The organism is Arthrobacter sp. ISL-69 (assembly GCF_018613775.1).
GTDB lineage: Bacteria > Actinomycetota > Actinomycetes > Actinomycetales > Micrococcaceae > Arthrobacter.
Genome location: NZ_JAGGPO010000053.1, coordinates 1 through 21,135, shown reverse-complemented (window position 1 = coordinate 21,135; position 21,135 = coordinate 1). Strand labels below are relative to the sequence as shown.

General features: G+C 63.6%; 22 protein-coding genes and 2 pseudogenes. 10 read left to right on the top strand and 14 right to left on the bottom strand.

The features are described from left to right. Positions 1–254: 254 nt before the first annotated feature. Complete coding sequence (locus J7I79_RS23220; RefSeq protein WP_214957467.1) at positions 255–512, bottom strand: hypothetical protein; 258 nt, start codon at positions 510–512, stop codon at positions 255–257. Between the two features lie 272 nt (positions 513–784). Here J7I79_RS23220 and J7I79_RS23215 point away from each other — a divergent pair, with 272 nt between their 5' ends. From J7I79_RS23215 to J7I79_RS23205, 3 genes are all read left to right on the top strand, one after another. Then, complete coding sequence (locus J7I79_RS23215; RefSeq protein WP_214957466.1) at positions 785–1,969, top strand: glutamate--cysteine ligase; 1,185 nt, start codon at positions 785–787, stop codon at positions 1,967–1,969. Between the two features lie 10 nt (positions 1,970–1,979). Continuing rightward, complete coding sequence (locus tag J7I79_RS23210; protein WP_214957464.1) at positions 1,980–2,162, top strand: hypothetical protein; 183 nt, start codon at positions 1,980–1,982, stop codon at positions 2,160–2,162. A 128-nt stretch (positions 2,163–2,290) separates the two neighbouring features. Further along, positions 2,291–2,707 (top strand): hypothetical protein, encoded by a 417-nt coding sequence (locus tag J7I79_RS23205; protein ID WP_214957462.1) that lies wholly within the window; start codon positions 2,291–2,293, stop codon positions 2,705–2,707. A gap of 33 nt (positions 2,708–2,740) precedes the next feature. Here the strand turns inward: J7I79_RS23205 and J7I79_RS23200 are convergent, their stop codons facing one another. The 3 genes from J7I79_RS23200 to J7I79_RS23190 form a co-directional block, all read right to left on the bottom strand. Then, positions 2,741–2,995: a hypothetical protein gene (locus J7I79_RS23200; RefSeq protein ID WP_214957460.1), complete on the bottom strand. Its 255-nt coding sequence runs from the start codon at positions 2,993–2,995 to the stop codon at positions 2,741–2,743. Between the two features lie 62 nt (positions 2,996–3,057). Further along, complete coding sequence (locus tag J7I79_RS23195; RefSeq protein ID WP_214957458.1) at positions 3,058–3,435, bottom strand: hypothetical protein; 378 nt, start codon at positions 3,433–3,435, stop codon at positions 3,058–3,060. 138 nt (positions 3,436–3,573) lie between these two features. Then, positions 3,574–3,990: an Hsp20/alpha crystallin family protein gene (locus J7I79_RS23190; protein WP_214957456.1), complete on the bottom strand. Its 417-nt coding sequence runs from the start codon at positions 3,988–3,990 to the stop codon at positions 3,574–3,576. Between the two features lie 137 nt (positions 3,991–4,127). On the opposite strand from J7I79_RS23190, the gene J7I79_RS23185 reads away from it, so the two are divergent. The 3 genes from J7I79_RS23185 to J7I79_RS23175 all read left to right on the top strand — a co-directional run bounded on the left by J7I79_RS23185 (position 4,128) and on the right by J7I79_RS23175 (position 5,553). After that, complete coding sequence (locus J7I79_RS23185) at positions 4,128–4,427, top strand: MerR family transcriptional regulator (protein WP_214957454.1); 300 nt, start codon at positions 4,128–4,130, stop codon at positions 4,425–4,427. 277 nt (positions 4,428–4,704) lie between these two features. Continuing rightward, on the top strand, positions 4,705–4,968 hold the full coding sequence (locus tag J7I79_RS23180) for a GlsB/YeaQ/YmgE family stress response membrane protein (protein WP_214957452.1): 264 nt from the start codon (positions 4,705–4,707) through the stop codon (positions 4,966–4,968). A 258-nt stretch (positions 4,969–5,226) separates the two neighbouring features. Beyond that, positions 5,227–5,553 (top strand): hypothetical protein, encoded by a 327-nt coding sequence (locus J7I79_RS23175; protein ID WP_214957450.1) that lies wholly within the window; start codon positions 5,227–5,229, stop codon positions 5,551–5,553. 42 nt (positions 5,554–5,595) lie between these two features. On the opposite strand, the pseudogene J7I79_RS23170 reads toward J7I79_RS23175, so the two are convergent. After that, positions 5,596–5,838, bottom strand: a pseudogene (locus J7I79_RS23170) (Rid family hydrolase); the annotation flags it as partial. 109 nt (positions 5,839–5,947) lie between these two features. Further along, a pseudogene (locus J7I79_RS23165) lies at positions 5,948–6,904 on the bottom strand (MFS transporter); the annotation flags it as partial. Between the two features lie 283 nt (positions 6,905–7,187). On the opposite strand from J7I79_RS23165, the gene J7I79_RS23160 reads away from it, so the two are divergent. Both J7I79_RS23160 and ppsA read left to right on the top strand, forming a co-directional pair. Next, positions 7,188–8,006: a pyruvate, water dikinase regulatory protein gene (locus J7I79_RS23160; protein WP_214957446.1), complete on the top strand. Its 819-nt coding sequence runs from the start codon at positions 7,188–7,190 to the stop codon at positions 8,004–8,006. Between the two features lie 151 nt (positions 8,007–8,157). Continuing rightward, positions 8,158–10,575, top strand: coding sequence for a phosphoenolpyruvate synthase (gene ppsA, locus J7I79_RS23155; RefSeq protein WP_214957444.1), 2,418 nt, complete (start codon positions 8,158–8,160; stop codon positions 10,573–10,575). A 517-nt stretch (positions 10,576–11,092) separates the two neighbouring features. On the opposite strand, the gene J7I79_RS23150 is transcribed toward ppsA, so the two are convergent. Together J7I79_RS23150 and J7I79_RS23145 are read right to left on the bottom strand one after the other, a co-directional pair. Continuing rightward, positions 11,093–11,476, bottom strand: coding sequence for a carboxypeptidase-like regulatory domain-containing protein (locus tag J7I79_RS23150; protein WP_214957442.1), 384 nt, complete (start codon positions 11,474–11,476; stop codon positions 11,093–11,095). Positions 11,477–12,044: 568 nt separating this feature from the next. After that, a complete protein-coding gene (locus J7I79_RS23145) occupies positions 12,045–12,758 on the bottom strand; it encodes an SDR family oxidoreductase (protein WP_214957440.1) in 714 nt (237 codons plus the stop codon). Positions 12,759–12,958: 200 nt separating this feature from the next. Here J7I79_RS23145 and J7I79_RS23140 point away from each other — a divergent pair, with 200 nt between their 5' ends. Then, positions 12,959–13,561 (top strand): TetR/AcrR family transcriptional regulator, encoded by a 603-nt coding sequence (locus tag J7I79_RS23140; RefSeq protein WP_214957438.1) that lies wholly within the window; start codon positions 12,959–12,961, stop codon positions 13,559–13,561. 16 nt (positions 13,562–13,577) lie between these two features. Then, the gene (locus tag J7I79_RS25055) at positions 13,578–13,988 is read left to right on the top strand and encodes a substrate-binding domain-containing protein (RefSeq protein WP_396020244.1); all 411 of its coding nucleotides are present in this window, start codon (positions 13,578–13,580) and stop codon (positions 13,986–13,988) included. A 13-nt stretch (positions 13,989–14,001) separates the two neighbouring features. Here the strand turns inward: J7I79_RS25055 and J7I79_RS23130 are convergent, their stop codons facing one another. The 6 genes from J7I79_RS23130 to J7I79_RS23105 form a co-directional block, all read right to left on the bottom strand. Continuing rightward, positions 14,002–15,510 carry a glycoside hydrolase family 32 protein gene (locus J7I79_RS23130; protein WP_214957434.1) on the bottom strand — a complete coding sequence of 503 codons (1,509 nt, stop codon included), beginning with the start codon at positions 15,508–15,510 and terminating at the stop codon, positions 14,002–14,004. 105 nt (positions 15,511–15,615) lie between these two features. Beyond that, entirely contained in the window at positions 15,616–17,223 is a 1,608-nt protein-coding gene (locus tag J7I79_RS23125) for an ABC transporter substrate-binding protein (protein ID WP_214957359.1), read from the bottom strand. Positions 17,224–17,296: 73 nt separating this feature from the next. Beyond that, positions 17,297–18,265, bottom strand: a complete 969-nt coding sequence (locus tag J7I79_RS23120) for a carbohydrate ABC transporter permease (protein WP_251043188.1) — start codon at positions 18,263–18,265, stop codon at positions 17,297–17,299. 7 nt (positions 18,266–18,272) lie between these two features. Further along, positions 18,273–19,247: a sugar ABC transporter permease gene (locus tag J7I79_RS23115; RefSeq protein WP_214957361.1), complete on the bottom strand. Its 975-nt coding sequence runs from the start codon at positions 19,245–19,247 to the stop codon at positions 18,273–18,275. Then, positions 19,244–20,287: a LacI family DNA-binding transcriptional regulator gene (locus tag J7I79_RS23110; protein WP_251043189.1), complete on the bottom strand. Its 1,044-nt coding sequence runs from the start codon at positions 20,285–20,287 to the stop codon at positions 19,244–19,246. Before J7I79_RS23110 ends, J7I79_RS23115 begins: the two co-directional genes overlap by 4 nt. Positions 20,288–20,546: 259 nt before the next feature. Beyond that, positions 20,547–21,135: MFS transporter (locus tag J7I79_RS23105; protein WP_214957432.1), on the bottom strand; the 589-nt coding region annotated here is incomplete at its 5' end.

The following is a 21,135-nucleotide window of genomic DNA, read 5'->3' as shown; positions in this document are numbered from 1 at the left end:
TCCAGGCGTGCTCGACGAGCCGCGCGGCGGTCGACAACAGGCGGCCTGTGGGCCAGATGCTGATATCAGGCATAGGCGCAGTATAGAACCCGGCGGGTCTGCATGGTGGTGCCTCTCGTGTGGTGCAGTCAAAGTGGACGTGAGGAGGCCCGTCGATGGGGGACCGGCGGGGCCTTCGCACGCTCAACCGTACATCGGCGCACTTTGATCAACCGATCGAATAGCTCCGCGAAGGGATCTTGAGGGTTAGCGCATCAGACAAGGTCCGGCGCGCTGGCCAGAATGTAGTCCGTTGCCGCGGCTCCCGTCATGGCCAGATTGTTGTTGCCGGGGTCTATCTGCTGCGCCCGGAGCGCCTCCCAGAGCTCGTGGGGAGGCGCGGGCGGGAGCAGGTTAATCAGGGACCAGCTGGTGTACAGCCCGTACAGCTCATCGGCGGTCAGTCCCGATTCGGATTCCCGATCCGTGGTCACCGCTTCCACGAGGAACCGTTCAAAATGTGTCGAAGTCATATCAGTTCCTTTACGCCGTTCATATCAGGACGCCGGGCTGCTTCAGCGCAATTGAGTCCGGCCCCATCCGGTGATCACAACAAAATTAGTGAAAGACAGACCGTTCTGTCCACTCGGCTCCATGATGCGCCCTCACTCCAAGTTCCGCTGACGGTCCTGCCCATGAACATTCCGTGAACATACTGGGGCGAGAACGCAGGGGAGGGGCCCCCAAGTTCGTGGACGTGGGAAGTTGGTCATTTGCGCGTGGTTTCGTGGGCCACACTTAGCACGTGCGTACTTTTGGTGTTGAGGAAGAATTTTTGATTGTTGATCCCCGCGATGGCCGTCCGCTGCCGATAGCAGGCGAGGTCCTACGCCTTCATGATTTGGGCCGTGCGGCTGAGGCTCCTCCCTCGTACCCGATGCTGGCTGTTGAGCTCCAGCAGGAACAACTCGAAGTAATCACGGGACCGCACAATCGCCTGGGCGGGCTGGGCGCCGAAATACGCGCCGGACGCTCCTACGCAGACGCGCTGGCCCGAAAAGCAGGCGCGAGGATCTCTGCCCTTGCCACGTCCCCGCTGCCGGTCACGCCCCGGTACACCCGCAACGACCGGTACGACGCCCTTCTGGCAAAGTTTGCGCTGACGGCACGGGAGCAGCTGACGTGCGGGTACCACGTCCATGTTTCCGTCGGATCGGACGAGGAAGGCGTCGCGGTCCTGGACCGGATCCGGTCCTGGCTCCCGTCGCTCATCGCATTGAGTTCGAATTCCCCGTTCTGGAACGGCGCTGACAGCGGCTACGCCAGTTTCCGCACGCAGGCCTGGAATCGGTGGTCGACGGCGGGTCCGACGGACGTGTTCGGTTCTGCTGATGCGTACCACTCACTGGTGGAGCGCCTGTCGGGTACCGGGGTCGTCGCCAGCCCGGATTTTGACGCCCGGCTGTCTGCCCGACACCCAACAGTGGAGATCCGTGTGTCCGATGTGTGCCTTGATGTCCGGGACGCGGCCCTCATCGCGGCTCTGGTTCGGGCATTGGTGGAGACCGCAGCCAGGGAATGGGAGGCCGGACAACCGGCGGACATGGTTCCCGCGGCGATCCTGCGACAGGGAGCCTGGCTGGCAAGCCGATTCGGTATCGACGGGAACCTGCTCCACCCGATAGCTCACAAACCGGACACCGCAAGAAATGTTGTTACCGCACTCTATGACCACGTCCGGGACGCCCTCGACGAGACTGGGGACACCGCCTACGTGGAGGAGTCCCTGCACCGGATCCTCAATCAGGGCACCGGCGCCACGCGGCAGCGCCAGGCTTACAAACGCAGCGGCAGCCTCGCAGATGTGGTTGCCCACGCCACCGGCGTCACCCACGATGAAACCGACAATCAGCACGTCCGCGGGGAACGGTTCTTCAGAGACGCAGAGAACGCCAGCCGACGTTCCGACCTGGTGGCCCTCTCGCACTGATACGTCCTGTTTGGACCTTCTGGACCTCGCCGAGCGCGGCCCGGCCCAAGGTGACTTGGAGCCCGTCTTCGGGGCCCTGGACAAGGACCCGGCCGGTTCGCTCGACGGAGTCCGGGACAAGGCGAACCTGCCCGCCGAAGCCGAACCGGAACGCGTACGTCGGGACGTCAGCGCATTGACGGCGAACAACTAGTTTCGGAAGACCTGGATAACCGGGCGCTCGGCCACCGGACCCCGTGGGTGACGAACCCCGTGGGTGACGAACCCCCGGGAGGTCCTGTGGCCCTACTCCAAGAAGACGCCAACAAATAGCATTGCGTCATGGAACAGCTGCAGGAGACGAGCGCTGACGAACCGGTCTTGTCTGCCACCACGGTTTTCGCCAGCCTCGCGGAATTGAGGGACGCCCCGGGCTATAGCCCAAAGGCCATAGCCGAACGGCTAACAAACTCGCTGGGCTCGGATGCCGCCGCACCCCTGCTGGGCGTCAGCGTGGAAGTTCTGGATCGCTGGACATCGGGCCAGGAGGCGCCGGATGCAGACGGCCGGCTCCAGCTTGCGGACCTGGACGCCCTTATTGGGCACCTCCACAGTGCTTTCACGCCGGCCCAGGCCATGGACTGGATGTGCAGCCCCAACGTGCAGCTGGGCTCGAGACCAATCGATGTTTACCGCATTCGGGGATCGGCGCCAGTAATCGGCGCCATCCGTGCCCACGTCCAGGAAGCCTTCGGCTGACTGGCCTGTCGTGCTCGCAGGTCCGGCGTCCGTTCACCATTGCCCGGTGCTGGCGAGGATGTAGTCGGTGGCGGCGGGTCCGGTCATGGTCAAGTGGTTGTGCTTGGGGTTGATGCGGTGGTGTTTGAGGGCCGCCCAGAGCGAGCGGGCCGGCTCCGGCGTGGCCTGATTTAGCAGGCACCAGCTGGTGTAGAGGCCGTAAAGTTCGTCTTTGCCCAGTCCGGCATCCGTCTCCCGCTCCGTGATGAGGGATTCGCGGAGGAACCGGTCAAAGTGGGTTGCGGTCATGTCAGTTCCTTTCCTGCCTGTCATGGGATGCCCGGATGCGGGGCCAAATTGAAATCGCGCCCTCAGGGCTGGGGGTTGTAGATAAAGTCCTTCGCATGGCTAACGGCCTTTCTGAAGGCGTCATTGCGGAGGGAAATTTGCTGTTGAGTGCTTGCCTGCCCGTTTTCGGTGTAAGCGGTGAGCCCGGGCCGCAGCACCCAGATGTCCCCGTCCGGAGGGAGATAGAAGACCCCGAAGGAACGGTGACGCGGGTCCTCGGTCCAGATGGGGACTACGGCGAGGGCCGCACCTGTGTCCGGGTTGATCCATTGGGCACGCGGCAGGGGTTGCTCGTGCACTTCGGGGTCAAGGAACGGTGCAGTACCTTTTCCCCAGCGTAGTTCGAACCGTTCGTAAAATGCCGGCAACAGCTGGCTGTCGTACGGGCGCCAGGCGCTCATGATGGACTCCTTTCCGGATTGGGGCGGCTGCGTGGGCGAGCGGGCCGGTCACTGTGGATGCCCAAGCTGTCCGTACCGCTGCGGGATGGACCCCGGTCTGCGAAGGGCCGGGGCCATCCCTGTGCGAGGCGTCTCCGGTCAGGCGTTGATTTCCTGGCGCTGGTTCTTGTTTGTTTCGATCTCGATCCGGCGGGGTTTTGCTTTTTCGGCCATCGGGATCCGCAGCGTCAGCACTCCGGCGTCGTAAACGGCGTCGGCGTTGAGGGCGTCGCCGAGGATGAGCTGGCGGCTAAAGACGCCGCGGGGACGCTCTGCGGCAATGAGCTCGGTGTTCTCGCCCGTCGGGCTTTTGCGTTCGGCCCTGACCGTCAGGACATTACGTTCGACGTCGATGTCCACCGAATCGACCTCCACTCCGGGCAGGTCGAAAGCAACAACGAATTCTTCCCCTTCCTGCCAGGCGTCCATCGGCATCGCGGCCGGCCTGGCCGTGGTGCCGAGGACCTGCTGGGTGAGCCGGTCGAGTCCACGGAACGGGTCGCTTCGCATCAACATGGTCTTCCTCACTCCTTACAGATCGTGTAGGACTCGAGTTTCACCAACCGGATTATCTGTTGTGGCTGGGATAGATTTTTTATAGCACTCGTGTGAGACTGTTGCAAGAGGGTATTTTGGGTTTCAAGGAGGGGCCGATGGTGCGGGACAGCGGGAGGGTCAGGGGGGTTTATGCCATTTCAGTGGCGGCTGAACTGGTAGGGATGGGGCAGCAGAACCTACGCCTGTACGAGCGCAAAGGGCTGCTGGAACCGGGGCGGACCGTTGGCGGGACCCGCCTGTACAGCGAACAGGACTTGGCGACACTGCGCCGGATCAGCGCGCTCCTCCAGGACGGGCTAAACCTTGCCGGCGTCCGGGCAGTCCTCGAGCTGGAATCCGCCAACCGGCACCTGGAACATAAACTTGCCGCAGCCAGAGCACGGCGCAAGCGCTGACCGGCGGCGCCGTGACCGCCCCCGCCGGTCAGCGGCAGCAGGGATCCGGGGGATGAAGCCAAGTGGCCTGTTGGGACCTTCTCGCCGGCCTGTCTCAGATCCGCTTTTGCCTTATCGCCCCGCCCTTTGGCTTTCTCCGGTTGGGTGCCCCAGGCGATTCGCCCGCGGCTGACTGGATCATCGTAAGCCGGACCCTTGCCAGATGCTAAGTGTGCTGATTAAATCATGCACATAGCGTCATTACGACGCTGATGTTCCAATCGGAAGGAAGTGCGTCATGGGAATTCTCGGGTTCCTCCTGCTCGGCCTGATTGCGGGAGCTATCGCCAAAGCTGTACTTCCCGGCAGGCAGGGCGGGGGCTGGGTAGTCACGCTGGTTCTGGGCGTCGTCGGAGCGATCCTCGGCGGCTGGATTGGTTCACTGATCTTCGGCGGAGGCCTCGGTGACTTCTTCGATCTCCGGACCTGGCTGCTGTCCATTCTCGGTGCTGTCATCGTGCTGGGAATTTTCGGCGCCGTCACGCGCAGAAGCCGGGCCTGACCCCGGCAACGCTGCCGGGCTCCGCGATCGAATCGACGGTTTCCCCTCGTAGTGACGAAGCCGTGCAGAACGACCGCGAGCCCGGCAGCCGGGCGTCGACACTGAAGACCCGGCCCTATCGAATGGGGATCGCTGTACTGGCGGCGACCGTCGGCGAGGCAGCTTGATAGGCCGGGCCAAATGTTGCGTGGGTCACATTCGAGGTTTGGTGTTGTCGGGGGCCGCAGCGTCGCGGCCTACCCCTGCAGGGAGAAATGTGTGACAGACAAGCTCAGAGTGACGGTCCGAGTGGACCTTGACTGCGCCCAAGCCCAAGTTGCCGCCGAGGGCCACGTGACAATGGAGAACGTTCGCGGCCTGTATGCGGTGATGAAACGCGCCAACTCAATCACGACCGGCCTACGCATTGAGATCGATATGACCGGGGCCCTTGTCGAACCGGACGCCCTGGAACAGCTTCGCGACTGTTCGCGGTCCCACCACCTGCCCACTCACGTGGATCCGCTCCAGTCCGAGTACAGGTTGAGCATCCTCGCCCCCGAAGAAACCGAAGTCCGCGCTGAGGTTCTGGTGCTGGCAGCCTGACGCCGGCATCACCGCCCCCGGCGTTCGGGTGACGGCCGACTTTCATCGCAGCACGGCGGCCACCGCGCTGATCTCGACGAGCGCGCCGGGAACGCCAAGCCCAGCAACACGCGCCCCAGTCACCAGAGCCGGTTCATCGGACGCGAGCTCCGCTGCGATCGCCCCGTACCCCGCTGCGATGTCGACGCCGTCGACGAATAGCACCGTCCAATGGACGACGTCGCCGAGGGTCGCGCCGGCGGCGGCGAGAGCGGTCCTCGCGTTCTCGAGTGCGCGGGCGGACTGTAGGGGTGCCATGCCCGTATGATCTCGCGGACAGCCGAAACCGGGGCCGCCCCAGTCGACTCGTCATGGCGCCCGGGGATGTTTCCTACTCGTACTCTGCAGCCGCCCGCTAATACGACGCCGAGACCCGGCGGTAGACCGGGGGTCAGGAAGGCCAGCAGCGCTGCCACGATCATGATGATCCCAGCGGTCAGGAACACCAGGGCGATGCCGCGGGAGATGCCTTCGCCCAGCAGCGGGGCCAGCTGGGCGGCGCCCTCAGCGGACCGCGCGTACGGGATGATCCAGACCTGGGCGATCGGGGCGCTGAGGAACGCGGTGATCGGCGCTGGCGCGGACTCAAACGCCATGGCGAATCCGAACACCCGGCCTTGCCGCGGCAGGGGCACCACCTGCTGGATGACCGTCTGCTCGGCTGCCCCGACGAAGGGCACCAGGACCAGGTACAGCCAGATGCCGGCGACAACGAGTCCGAACTTGCCGATCAGCGCACCGCCACGAGGAACCCGGTAGAAGCAACAGCAAAGAAGGTGCCCCACAACTCCACGGGGAACATCTCCAGGCCATATGGATCCATTAAGGCCATATAGACGCCACCGATGAAATTGTTGAACGTGGAAAACAGGATCAGCGCGAACAGCCCGGCAATGGCCAACACGGCGGCGAGCGAACCGCGCAGGTCGAAGCCGCGATGCGCGTCCGTGGCCGCGGCGCGCACCTCCTCGGGCATGCGCAAGGTGAGCAGGTGCGCGAAGGCCAGCGCCGTGAGCACCAGGGCGACGACGACCGTCCAGCCCATGCCCACCAGTCCGTTGGCATTTGCCCGCCGGTCCGGCTCGATGAGGATGGTGACCGTGGTGGACAGGGCGATGTTCCGCATGTTTTCCACCACCGCGCCGACCAGGATGATCACGGCGAAGATCCAGAACCACGGCTGTGTCAGGTCCAGCATGGAGGTGGCGGGTGCTAGCAGGAACATGACACCGGACAGCACGAACATCACCAGGGTGAAGCCGGCGGCGAAGCGCATCACGGCCAGCTTGCGGTAGCGGTCCACGAAGGTGCCACGGCACTGGAACCACGGCCGGCAGCCAGTTGTTAGGCCATGTGCTACCCCCATGGGGAATGCTGGAGCGTTGCTTTCCGCGGCTGCCCGTGCCCACCTTGTGACTGCGGCCGCAACCTCGGCCGGACTGCGGTGTGATGTGCGATGCGGTCATCGCCCATCTGTGGGAGAGGTAGGGACCCAGCCATCAGTCCCAGCGCGTTTCCAGCGTCTCCGTCACCGGGTGAACTTTGGCCGTCGCATTAAATGTTCTTGCCGCATCCGCGTGGGGGAGAATGCGTTCATGACCAATGACGATCTTCGGCCTGTCTACTTCCTTTCGGACAGCACCGGCATCACCGCGGAAACGCTCGGCAACACCTTGTTGACACAGTTCCCCGCTAATAACTTTGACCGCATCACGGTCCCCTTCATCACGACCGTCGAACAGGCCAGGACAGTGGTCGGCACTATCGACAAACTGGCCGCCACCGGCCCGCGGCCGATCGTCTTTTCCACCGCTGTCACCAGCGAGATCCGCCAGGCCTTGGCCACGTGCCGGGGGATCGTCGTGGATCTTATCGGGACACATGTCGGACAGCTGGAGCAGGCCCTCGGCTCAGCTGCCAGCGGCGAACCGGGCAGGGCCCATGGCCTGGGCAACGCTGAGCGGTATCAGTCGCGGATGGCCGCGGTCGAGTACGCCATGGAACACGACGACGGCCAGAGCCTGCGCGCGCTGGAAAAGGCGCAGGTCATCCTGGTGGCGCCGTCCCGCTGCGGAAAAACACCCACAACCATGTATCTGGCGCTGCAACACGGAATCTTCGCCGCGAACTTCCCGCTGGTGGACGAGGACTTTGAGCGGGAGGGGCTCCCCAAGCCGCTGCGGCCTTTCGTTGAGAAATGTTTCGGCCTCTCCTCGAACCCCCTGCGCCTGAGCCAAATCCGCACCGAAAGGCGCCGCGGCTCGCCCTACGCGTCGCTGCGGCAGTGCGGCTTTGAGCTGCGCAGCGCCGAGCAGCTGTATGTCTCCCACCGGATTCCGTACCTGAATTCAGCCACGGTATCCGTGGAGGAAATGGCGGCCACTATCCTGCAGCGCATGAACCTCAAGCATTAGGGAAAATTTTCACAAACCCGGTGTGGCGCACATCATGTGGAAAGAGCGCTCCAGACCTGTCAGTGTGGACAGGATTCGCGCCCACCAACCGGCCATCGCCGCGAACGGGGCGGCACATCTGCATGCCATCATCTGCAAAGGAGCAGTAACCATGACGACAGACATCCTGTGGTTCTCAGAACTCGGACTCAAGGACCTGGACCGGGTGGGCGGAAAGAACGCCTCCCTCGGAGAGATGGTGCAGAACCTGACCTCTGCCGGCGTCCAGGTCCCTGACGGCTTCGCCACGACAGCGGACGCCTACCGGACCTTCCTTGCAGACTCCGGCCTGGACCAGAAGATCGCCGACCGCCTGGTCGGCCTGGACACCGACGACGTGACGGCCCTGGCGGCCGCCGGCAAGGAGATCCGGGCGCTGATGCGCGAGACGCCCTTCCTGCCGGACTTCGAAACGCAGATCCGGAATTCATACCAGCAACTGGTGGACAAGCACGGGGGCTCCGAGGACCTCTCCTGGGCCGTCCGTTCCAGCGCAACGGCGGAAGACCTGCCCGATGCCTCCTTCGCCGGGCAGCAGGAAACCTTCCTGAACGTCCGCGGCATCGAGAACATCCTGGTGGCCATCAAGGACGTCTTCGCGTCCCTCTACAACGACCGGGCCATCGCCTACCGGGTGCACCACAAGTTCGAGCACGCCGAAGTGGCGCTCTCGGCGGGCGTCCAGCGCATGGTTCGTTCCGACGTCGGCGCCTCCGGCGTTATGTTCACCATGGATACCGAATCCGGGTTCCAGGACGCCGTCTTTGTCACCTCCTCCTACGGCCTCGGCGAGGCCGTCGTCCAGGGTGCCGTCAACCCGGACGAGTTCTACGTCTACAAGCCCGCACTGGAGGCCGGCCGCCCGGCCATCCTCAAGCGTGGACTGGGCGAGAAGGCGCTCCAGATGACCTACACGAGCAACCGCGAAATCGGCCACACGATTGACTTCGTGCCGGTGGAGGCTTCCCTGCGGAACCGCTTTAGCCTCACGGACGACGACGTCGAGCAGCTCGCCCGCCATGCCGTCGCCATCGAGAACCACTACGGGCGGCCGATGGACATCGAGTGGGGCAAGGACGGGATCGATGGCGGCCTGTACATCCTGCAGGCACGCCCGGAGACAGTGCAGTCCCGCCGCGCCTCCGGAAGCCTGAGCCGTTTCCGCCTCAACGGGTCCGGCCGGGTCCTGGTCGAGGGCCGCGCCATCGGCCAGCGCATCGGCGCCGGAAGCGTCCGCATCCTCACGTCAATTGATCAGATGGCCGCGTTCAAGACCGGCGACGTCCTCGTCGCGGACATGACCGACCCGGACTGGGAACCGATCATGAAGCGCGCCTCCGCCATCGTGACCAACCGCGGCGGACGCACCTGCCACGCGGCCATCATCGCCCGGGAACTGGGTATTCCCGCCGTCGTCGGAACCGGCGCCGCCACCGACCTGCTCTCCGACGGACTCGAGGTGACCGTCTCCTGCGCCGACGGCGAGACCGGAGTTATTTACGAAGGGCTACTGGACTTCAGCGTCGAGGAAACGGAGATCACCCAGCTGCCCGAGGCCCCGGTCAAGGTCATGATGAATGTCGGTACCCCGGAGCAGGCCTTCACGTTCGCGCAGCTGCCCAACCACGGAGTGGGCCTGGCCCGGCTGGAATTCATCATCAACCGCCAGATCGGCATCCACCCCAAGGCGCTGCTGAACCTGGACGGCCAGCCGGCCGACGTGGCCACGGAAATCCGGGAACGGATCGCCGCGTACGGCAGCCCGCGCGACTACTACATCAAGCGCCTGGCCGAAGGCGTGGCGACCATCGCCGCGGCGTTCGCGCCGGAGCCGGTGATTGTGCGGATGTCCGACTTCAAGTCCAACGAGTACGCCAACCTGATTGGCGGACCCGCCTACGAGCCGCACGAAGAGAACCCGATGATCGGCTTCCGCGGCGCCTCCCGGTACCTGGAGCCGTCCTTCCGGGACTGCTTCGACCTCGAGTGCGAGGCACTGTCCTTCGTCCGCAACGAGATGGGGCTCACCAACGTCAAGCTGATGATCCCGTTTGTGCGCACCCTGGACGAGGCCCGCGGCGTCATCGAACTGCTGGCCGAGAACGGCCTCACCCGCGGCGAGAACGGCCTCGAGGTGATCATGATGTGTGAGATCCCGTCCAACGCCCTGCTCGCCGACGAATTCCTGGACTACTTCGACGGATTCTCCATCGGGTCCAATGACATGACCCAGCTGGCCCTGGGCCTGGACCGGGATTCCGCGATTGTCTCGGGTAGCTTTGATGAACGCGACCCCGCCGTCAAGAAGCTCCTCAGCATGGCCATCAAGGCCTGCAAGGCGCGCGGTAAGTATGTCGGCATCTGCGGGCAGGGGCCCAGCGACCACGCGGACTTTGCCCAGTGGCTGGTCGAGGAAGGCATCGATTCAGTCTCCTTGAACCCGGACACCGTGGTGGATACCTGGCTCCGGCTCGCCGGCGCGGCAGCTGTAGCCGAGGTCGGGACGGCAGTCGGCGCCGAGGCGAACTGACCCTCCGTTTCGACCTGAGTGCCCGCCCGGGGAAATCCCCTGGGCGGGCACTCCCTTTAGTTCAGAGTGCAGTCAGGCCGGGTTGATGTCAGGCGCGTCTTTCGTCAGCTCGGTCGTTCTCTGCCCAGTGACGCGCGGCGGTACCATCCGGTGGTTGGCTTCGTGAGCTTGCTGCTGTTGGCACAATTCCGGTTACTGCAGTGCGACGGGATTTCGTCCTGCGGCCCTTTGGCGCCCGGCCCCTCGTATTTCAACCTTTCCAAAACCACGGCTGATCCACACGCGGCACAGATAAGAATTGACCGCATGGCTATTCGCTGCCTGTATCAGCCGGGCAACCCCTCCGGCGGATAGCGTTTAATTCGCGGATGCCGTCTTTGGCCCTGTCTTCCATACGTCCCCCTGAATTGGCCTGCGATTAGCGTACCGCGCTCGGGGCCCGGCACGCGTTCCGCTGCATGGCCACGCCATGGCAGCGGCCGGACGGCGGCCAATCGTCAAGCGCTACCCCGACGGCTCAGCGGATCCCGCTATCAACAATCAGCGTGATTTGAACAGGATTGTCCGAGACAAGCACGGCCTCGGAAGCTGTTGACGCATAGCCGCCGACGTTGGTGGCCTTGATGACATAACGGCCGTCTGGCAGCGCCAGGCGGAAGGCACCTGCCGTATCCGTGAGCGTTGAGCCCCGGACGCCGTCTCTGTCCAGGGCAACGACCGTTGCGCTGGGTACGGGCCGCGGCGGACACTGCTGGCCAACACGTTCGACCGGACAGACCGGTGCCGTCAGGACGTAACCGGTGACCAGTCCTGAACGGCCCTGCATCCGTCCGGACTCGTCGCCGCATCCGCACAGCAGGAGGGTAGCGGCGACCACCAGGGTCAGGTCAACACGTGCCACCATCACTCACCAAGCAATCCTGAACACCCCGACGCCGGTTCCCGCGATTTCCCACGGAGGACCGCCCCCGCGGCTCAACGCTTTGTGTACAACACCGAGTATCCACGCTTCACGAACCGGAATACAGGCCTTTCCGGGACCGTAGGCGACCAAGGATCACTCAAGCCGGAGGCATTGCCGGGTTCTGCCGACTGGTGCAACCGCCTGCCACACGGCATCGCTTTGCAAAGCCACCACGCGTTCGTCGGTGCCGTCCGAGAGTTCCTCCGCCGGTAGCAGCAGCGTACGCCGACCTCACTTAGCAAATCCAGAAAGTAGGAACCAGCAGCCATGAGAGCGTTCGTACGTGGTGGTGCGGGAACTGCGAGCGCAGACCTTCATGCCCGGAACAAGAAGCGCTGGGACACCCCGAACGTCGCCCACGACAACCCCCGGCCAGCACTTCCACGACGTGTCCGCGACCCTGACTTTCGTCGAAGACGGCGTCATTTTCCGTCTGACGGGAAGTAGCGGCTGATGGCGCCGTGATCATGCGTGAGCCAGGATCACGGCGCCATCCGAGAACGGCTTAGGCTTTCGTGCCCGTCAGCTGGGGATAAACCGCCTCGATGGGTGCGCTGAGTCCCGCCTTGAGCCGCACGGAGGTGTCGTCGGCGAGCACCTCGTACTCGCCCGCCTCGACGGCGTCGAACACGGCGCGCACGAGGTCCGCCGGGTCTGTCTTGGGGTCGGTCGAGTGCGCGGCCATTGCCGTGTCGACATATCCGACGTGCACGCCCACGACGTGGACCCCCTCGGGGGCGAGTTCCAAGCGCAGCGAGTTGGTTGCCGACCAGAGGGCTGCTTTGGTGGCACTGTAGATGCCCGCGACTGCGTACCAGCTCAGTGCAGAGTGGATGTCGATGATCACGGACTCGTCTTTGGCCGACAGGATCGGTGCGAAGGCGCGCGCCACGAACAGCGGGCCGAGGAAGTTCGTCTCTACGTTGGCCCGGATTTCTTCGTCGGAGTGACTAAGGATGCCCGGGCTGGACACGGACGTGCCGGCATTGTTGATCAACACTGTCACGTCCCCTGCGGCACCGACCACCGCCAGGATGGAATCAGGGTCGGTGACATCGAGGGTGAGGGGGACGACGCGCTCGTCATCCCAAGTGCGGGCGGTGCGGGCGGTGGCGTAGACCTTGCTCGCGCCGCGGGCAAGGGCATCGCGGACGAAGTGGGTTCCGATTCCACCGTTTGCTCCGGTGACAAGGACGACTGCTCCGTTGAGTGTAGTCATGTTCACGGTCTTTCCATTGTTGGATCGCCGCACCTGGCGGTGCAGCTGGTCGAAGATTTTCATGAGCGTCACCGCTGCCGACGAGCGAGCTTAGTGCTTCGGGCCGCCGTGGGATGATGAACGCAGGCACATTCGAGCCCCCACAGTAGTGACTACACTCATAACTGAGTCAGGTCAGATTCTATTCCGAAGGACGTGTTATGCCAGTCGCCCCTCAGCCGGTCGGCCGACGTGAGCGGAACAAGCAGGCCAAACTCGACCGCATAACAGCCGCTGCCCGCGAGCTCTTCGCAGAGCACGGTGTGGATGAGGTCACCACTCAGCAGATCGCGGACAAGGCCGATATTGGTGCCGGCACACTGTTCCTATACGCCAAGTCAAAAGGCGAATTGCTCCTGCTCGTACAGAACTCCAGCTACGCCGACGCGCTCGTTAGGGGCAAAGCTGCAGTGGAGACGGTACCCGACCCGCTCGAAGGGGTCATTGCAATCGTCCGCCCGGTTGTCGAATGCAATCGCGGCCAGATCGAAAACGGTCGGACATACCTGCGGGAGATGGTCTTCGGCGATCCCGAGGAACCCCACCACCGCGACGCCCTCGACCTGACTGTTCAGACCGAAGAAGCGATCACCGTCGTGCTGCGACGGGACCCACGTGTCGAGCCCGGCGACGCAGCCGCGCTCGCGCACGTCATCTCCGCGATTATGTTCCTCAGCATGGCGGCCACGACTAATGCCGCCGCCACCGTCGACGACATCGTCAGTGAGATCAGGGACCAGGTCAGAGTTATCCTGCCGCGCTGATCGCTGAGGCTCCGGCGTGGGCGCAGGAGGCCACAGACACCACGATATTGCCATTCTGGTGGGCAAGGATATTGACCCAACCCGCGCGGACCCGCGACACAACGGTTGGAAGAAGGCACTCCGCGACGCAAGCCTGCCCGAGGGGCCTGCCGAATTCACCGACTTCACCAGGCAACGCGTTTACGAAGCCACTCGCCGGTTGCTCGAACTGCCCAAGCGACCCACGGCCATCTTCGCGAGCTCCGACCTTCTGGCGGTAGGCGCCCTGCGCGCCGTCCACGAGGCCCACAGACGGGAAGTTCCAGCTCCTCCCCACGGAGCTCATCATCCGCCGGTCCTGCGGCTGCTGACGCTCCCTTTGTGTGCAGTCGGTGAGGGCCTTCGCCCACAACTACGACGTCGAGTTGGGGCTGCGCAGGGCTGGTGACTGACCGTCAGTGTTACGCGTATTGGGTGACGTGCAGGCTGTTGATCGTTGCCGTGCCACCGCTGGCGTATACAGCCAGGTCGGTATAACCGGGTGCCGGGAAGATCAGTTCCGTCATGGTGACCAGGCCGTCCTGGGCGAAGACTTCCACGGAACAGTGGTCAACGTAGATGGTGAGCTCGTAGGAGCCGTCCGCAGTCCGGATCGGGGCGGTGTCGATTGAGGCGAAGGCTTCATGAAAGTTTGTCTGTCCTGATTCGCGGCGGTCAACAATGAGGGCCCCGTCAGCGGGCCTGATGCCGATGCGGGTACCGTAGTCGCCGTCGCCACGGACTATTAGCCCGAATTCCCTCGCGCTGCCGGTCGTCAAAGCGACGTCGATGCGTTGGACGCAGCCCGCTGCACCCTCCAGGATGTGGATGCCGTCGGAGACTTCGGAGTTCTCAAGGCTGAACGTTCCGGCCGGGGCGGAAAGCGAGGCGAAATTGCCGGCTGCCTTTTGGGTAAGACGCGGTTTACCGTCGATGGTGTGGAGGGAAATCTCGCGGGCCAGGGTCATGGGGCTGCGCCAGGGTGAGGTGGGGATGTGGTTGGCGTATTCCCAGTTGCTCATCCAGGCGATCATCAGACGGCGGTTGTCGGGTGCGTCGCTGAACGAGACGGCGGCGTAGTAGTCCCGGCCCCAGTCCAGCCACTGGTATTCGCCCAACCGTTCCGGGTCCTGGGGGCCTTCGGTCACGGTGGTGGCAGAGGTGAATGTGGTCCCGTCGAAATCGCCTACGAAGTACTGCCCCGCAGAGCCGTTGTTCGGGCCGCCGGGGTTGAGGTTGACGGTTAGGACCCACTGAAGGTTCGTCTGGTCGCCGTCGACGGGGAGGGCAAACAGGTCAGGGCATTCCCAGACGCCTCCGGTGGCGTTGGCCGGGCCGAAGGTGCTCAGCGGCTCCCAGTTCTTGAGGTCGTAGGATTTATATAGCACAACCTGGAAGTCTGTGGCTTCGACGGCGACCATCACCCAATAGCTGCCGGCGTCGCCGTCGTAGCTGATGACTTTGGGGTCGCGGAACTCTGCTGACCCGCGGTTCAGGACCGGGTTGGCAGTGTGTTTGGTCCACGTGTAGCCTCCGTCCAGGCTGTAGGCCAGGGACTGCGCCTGGATGCCCTGGTGTCCGGAGCCGGGTTTGAACGCGCTGGTGTAGACGGCGACCAGAGGCGGAGCCGAGTCGGTGCCGAATCCGCTGGTGTTGTCCCGGTCGAAGACGATGCTGCCGGAGAAAATGTCTTCTTCGTCGTCGCAGGCGATGGCGACGGGGTGTTCGGTCCAGGTGAGCAGGTCCGGGGAGGTGGCGTGTCCCCAGGACATGTTGCCCCAGACATTGTCCAGCGGGTTGTTCTGGTAATAGAGGTGGTAGACGCCGTCGTGGAAAATCAGGCCGTTGGGGTCATTGAGCCAGGTGTTCCGGGCGGCGTAGTGCAGGGCCGGACGGAAGGTGTCGGCCGTCGTGGCGGTCGCGGCAGTCATGAACGCGGAGTCTCGTTTCTGTGCAGGTCTGGGGGAACGCATATGCGGGAGCTTGGGGGCCGGGTGGGCCGGCGCGGACCGGCCCACCCGGTAGGTCAGTCAGAGCTAGGAGTTCTTCTTGTAGCGGTCGTAGGCCTGCTGGTAGACCTCGATCATTTTGTCGACGCCGACGCTCTTGAGCTGGGAGACGTAGCCGTCCCATTCCTGCTCGATGCCGCCGGAGACGATCCACTTGGCGACGTTCTGCTTGACCAGTGAGGTGGTGTCCGTCTGGATGGTGCTGATCTGCTGCAGTTCTTCGTTGGACAGGGCAACCGGGGGGTAGCCGTCGTTGCCGGCGAAGGGCTTGTAGATTTCGTTGACGGTCTTTTGGCGTTCAGCGGCGCGTGGTTCGGGTGCGACAACGGTGGTGAAGTTCTCGGCGGTGTTGGCCTTCGGGCCGCCGGGGGCGACCTTCTGGCGGCGTTCGCCTTCGCTGGTTCCGGCTGGGGCGGGGATCTGGGTCAGCAGTCCGCTGGCGTCCTTTTGCAGGGTTTCACCGATCGGCCCCCAGTTGGCCTGGGCCGACTGGATGGGGTCGTAGAGGTTGTCGGCCCAGCGCATGGTCGCTGCCGGGTATTTGTTGTTCCGGGTGATGGCGAAGGCGCCGCGGGCGATTTCCTGGTTGTTGGACTGGCTGGCGATTCGCTGGCCGTCCGTGCCCTCAAGGACCGGGACCGGGGCGTAGTTGTTGGCTCGGTCGGCGCCGACCATTTCGGGGACTTCCCACCAGACGAAGGAGCCGAGGTTTTCCGTGGCGGCCTTGCCCTTGGCCAGGTACGCCTTGTCGTCCTGGGAGAACGATTCCGGATCGATCAGCCCCTCCTGGTACCACTCGTGCAGGGTCTGGATGGCCTTTTTGTAGCCGTCCTGGGTGGGGGTGAAGATGACTTTGTCGTCCTGGACGATCCGGTGGTCCATGTTGTCCGGCACTCCGCCGAGGGCGGCGATCAGGTCAACGATGTCCCCGCACCAGGAACCGGGCATGAAGCTCAGCGGTATGGTCTTGCCGGTCCCGGACGCGTCTTGGGTCTTGAAGGCCAGCAGGGCGTCGTGGAACTCACCGATGGTCTTGGGCATCGGGATGTTGAGCTTCTTCAGCCAGGCGGTGTTGATGGCCAGTTCGTTGGGGAACTGGACCAGGCCGAGCTCTTCGACGGATGGCAGGGAGTAGATGTGCCCGTCCGAGGAGGTGATGGCTGCCTTGATGTCGGGACGGGCGGAGAGCAGCTTGGAGAGGTTGGGCGCGTTCTTCTCAATGAGTCCCTCAAGGGGGATGAGGGTCCCGCTGGCGGAGTAGGTGGCGATCTCGGCGTCGGTGAGGCCGGTGTTGAAGAAGGCGTCGGGAAGGTCACCGCTGGCCAGGATGAGGTTCTTCTTTTCCTGGAAGACCGTTTCGGGCAGGTTCTCCCAGTTGATATGGACGTTGGTGGCCTTTTCCCACTCCTTGACCACGGCCATGGTGTTGTAGTCAGGGGCCAGTGCCGCTTTGGTGCCGGAGAAGGTCAGGTCGAGTTGCTTGCTGACGATCGGGAAGCCTGTTTGCTGGAACCCGAAGTCGGCGGAGGCGTCCTTGATTTCCGTGGTGCCGGAGCCGCCGCCGGAGCAGGCGGTGAACGTCAATGTTCCGGCCAAGACGGCGCCGAGGGCGGCGTATTTACGGCTGAATGCCATGGTCATTCCTATTCTGAGGTGGGGTTGCTGCCGTCCGATGGCGGTTGCCCGGGCGGTCGATATGGGGGAGGAGCTATTTGACGGCGCCGATCATGGCACCCTTGGTGAAGTGCTTCTGCATGAATGGCAGGGCAATCATGAGCGGCAGGCTCGAGACGACGATCATGGCGTACTTGGTGAGCTCCGCGATCCGTTGCGCAGCGGCATAGGATTCGATGTCTCCGCCGGTGGTTCCGGTGGAGGAGACGTCTGATTGGATGAGGATATTGCGCAGGACGAGCTGCAGCGGGTACTTGGAGTCGTCGTTGAGGAAGATCAGCGCGTCGAAGAACGAGTTCCAGTGCGCCACGACGTGGACCATGATCATGAGCATGATCAGCGGCTTGGAGAGGGGAAGAACCATCCTGAAGAAGAATTTGAAGTCGGTTGCCCCGTCCATCTGGGCGGCTTCCCGCAGTTCGTTCGGGATGGTGTGCTCGAAGAATGACCGGGCGATGATCAGGTTCCAGACCCCCACCGCACCGGGGAGGACCACGGCCCAGACGGTGTCCAGCATTCCCAGGTCACGGACCACCAGGTACTTGGTGATCAGTCCGCCGTCGAAAAACATGGTGATCACGAACAGCAGCATCAGGATTTTGCGGCCGGGCATGTCCTTGCGCGACAGCGCGTAGGCACCGCAGAGGATGGTGCTGACGCTGATGGCCGTGCCGAGGACGGTGTAGATGACTGTGTTGCCCAGGCCGTTCCAGATCCGGCTGTCGGCAAAGATCCGCTCATAGCCTTCAGTGGTGACCCCGGAGGGGAACAGCCAGACCTTGCCCTCGTAGACAGCGTTGGGGTCGCTGATCGATGCGATCACGATGAAGTACAGCGGGTACACCACGGCCAGGATGGACAGCAGCAGGACAGCGGTTGCGGCGATGTTGAAGACGCGGTCACCGTACCTGTCCCTGAGCGTCGGCCTGGGGCGGGGGCGTCCGCCCTGGCTGACGGTCCGGTTCGGGTTGTCGATAGTGCGGGGGTTGGTTGTCAATGACATTTCGGCATCACCACAGGGTCGCTTGGTTGGCCCGGCGCGCCACCGTGTTGAAGAAGAGCAGCAGCGCCAGGTTGAGGAGGGAATTGAACAGGCCGATGGCGGCCGAGTAGCTGAACTGCGCCTGCTGCAGGCCTGCGTGGTAGACGTAGGTCTGGATGATCTCGGAGGACGAGAGGTTCAGCGGCGTCTGCATGAGCAGCGCCTTCTCGAATCCGACATTGAGCAGGTTGCCGATAGCCAGGATGAATAGCACCGTCACCACCGGCATGATGCCTGGCAGATCGATGTGCCGGATCCGCTGGAGCTTCGAGGCGCCGTCAACCTTGGCCGCGTCGTGAAGGGCCGGGTCAATTCCGGCCAGGGCCGCCAGATACACAATCATGGAGAAGCCGGCGTTCTGCCAGACATCCGAGATCACGTAGATGGGGCGGAACCACTCCGCGGAGCCCATGAAAAAGATCGGCTCGCCCCCGGAGAGCTGGATCGCGTTGTTCACCAGCCCCGACCTGGGGGAGAGGACCACGAACATGATGCCGACCACCACGACGGTGGAGATGAAAGCGGGGGAGTAGAGCACCGTCTGGGTGAACTTCTTGAACCTCTCGCTCTGGAGCTGATTGACCAGCAATGCCAGGATGATGGGGATCGGGAAGGCTACCAGCAGGCCCAGGACCGCGATCCACAGGGTGTTGCCGACGACCTGGCCGAACTGGTAGGAGTTCACGAACCTGATGAAGTGCGTCAGGCCCACCCAGGGGCTGTCGGTGAACCCGTCCACCGGGTTGTAGTTCTTGAAGGCGATCTGCACGCCGTACATCGGCCAGTACTTGAAGACCAGAATGTAGACGATCGCTGGAGCTAGTAATACGTATAACTGCCACGCCCGAGAAACCCTCTTCATGCGGAGCGAAAGAGAAATTTTTCGTTGCGGCAACGGTGCCGCCGACGGACGCCCGCGTCGGGCCGGGATGGTGCGGCTCATGGCATCTCCTTAGGATGGGTCACTGACATGCGTTCAACGAGAGGGCAGTCCATCAGCTCGACCCGGCCATCGGGTTCCGCGTTTTGGAGGATCAGTTCAACCGCGCGCCGGCCCATGGCGGCGAACGGCAAGTCGAGGGTGGTCAGGCCCGGGCGAAGGTGCGGCGCCAGGATCGCCTGGTTGTCGAAGCCCACGATGGATACATCCCCGGGGATTGATAGCCGCAGGTCAGACACTGCCTGGTAGGCGCCCCATGCACCACGGTCATTCGCACAGAAAATCGCGGTTGGTGGCGTGGTGGCGGTCAGCAGCTCCATCGCATACTTGTAGCCATCTTCCTCGCCGCCCGCGCCGAAGCGGACCAGGGTGGGGTCCGCTTCCAGACCCGCGTCTTCAAGGGCCGCGGTGTAGCCCTGGTATCGACCGACGGCAGCAGGCAGCCCGCTTTCCAGGGTCTCGATGTTAATCAGCCCTATCCGGCTGTGCCCTGCGTCCAGCAGCCGGCGGGTGGCGGTGTAGCCGCCCGTGACTTCGTCGGGGGCAACGCTTGGGAGGCGGCCGGCACGGTCCTGGGAGTTCAGCACCACGGCCCGGACACCCTCCAGGGCCTCCGGAACGTCCAGCTGCCGGTGATACATGGCGGCGTAGACGACGCCTGCGACCTTGTAGGAGAGCATGGTGTCCAGGGATGCGGCCTCGAGCTCCCTATCTCCGCCGGTGTTCACCGTGAGCAGGAGGAGCCCGTCCTCCCAAGCCCGCTGCTGCGCGCCTTCAATGATGGCGCCGGCAAAAGGGGAGGTGGCGACGGAATCGCCGATGAACCCGATCATGCCGGCCACGCCTTCGCGGAGAACCTTGGCGTGGGCGTTGGTGCGGTAGCCGAGCCGGTTCACAGCGTCCCGAACGCGCTTGCGGGTATCCTCGGAGAAACGCGAGCCGGAGGCCGAATTCAGCACCAAAGACACGGTGGCCTGTGAAACACCGGCAGCAGCTGCGACGTCGTGCATTGTCGGTCCTGACTTTGGCCGTGATCCAGCCATGGGCACCTCCTCGGGCCAGTAGTCATTGGTGGGTTATTCGTATAACTGGATCAACTGTAGCGGGCGTCACATCAAGCGTCAACAGGGGCGGAGACTTCCAGGGGAGACAGGGTCTGCGCAAGCTAGTCGACCTTCCGACACCCTGGTCCTGACCGCCCCACGGGGTCGCTGGCGGATTCCGTGTGACGGTCAGGGGGCAATTCGGAGTTTTGGGATCAGTTAACGGCTCGGCTGTTCGGGACCGGTGGCGTGTACTGGCCTATTTCTTGTGGACGATGTAAATGGCGCCGGTCGTGACGTCCTCTTCGAGCGCTTCGAGGGTCCGGCCCCGGGTTTCGGGGACCTGGGTGTAGATGAAGATCAGCGCCAGGATGCCGACGATGCCGAACAGGAAGAAGGTCCCCGTGATGCCGACCGCCGCCACCAGAGACGGGAAGAACAGGCCGAGGAAGGCATTGGCGATCCACAGGCAGAAGATAGAGATACCGATCGCTAAGCCGCGGATGTGCAGTGGGAAGATCTCCGAGAGCATCACCCACACGGCGACGTTGAGGAACGTCTGCATCGAGCCCACGAAGGCAACCACCAGGAAGAGAATCACGAACGGCCGGGCGGGGTCGCCGACCGGAAGGGCGATCGAGGCAATGCCGATAAGGAAGTGGCAGATCGTGGTCAGAATAAAGCCGGTAATCAGGGTGGTGCGGCGGTTGATGCGCTGCATCAGGGAGAGGCCGATGACTCCGCCGACGACTGCGATGACGCCCGGGGCGATGTTGGCGATAAGCGCGGCGCCCGAGTCGAAACCCGCCTCGATGAGTACGGACTGGCCGTAGTACATGATCGAGTTG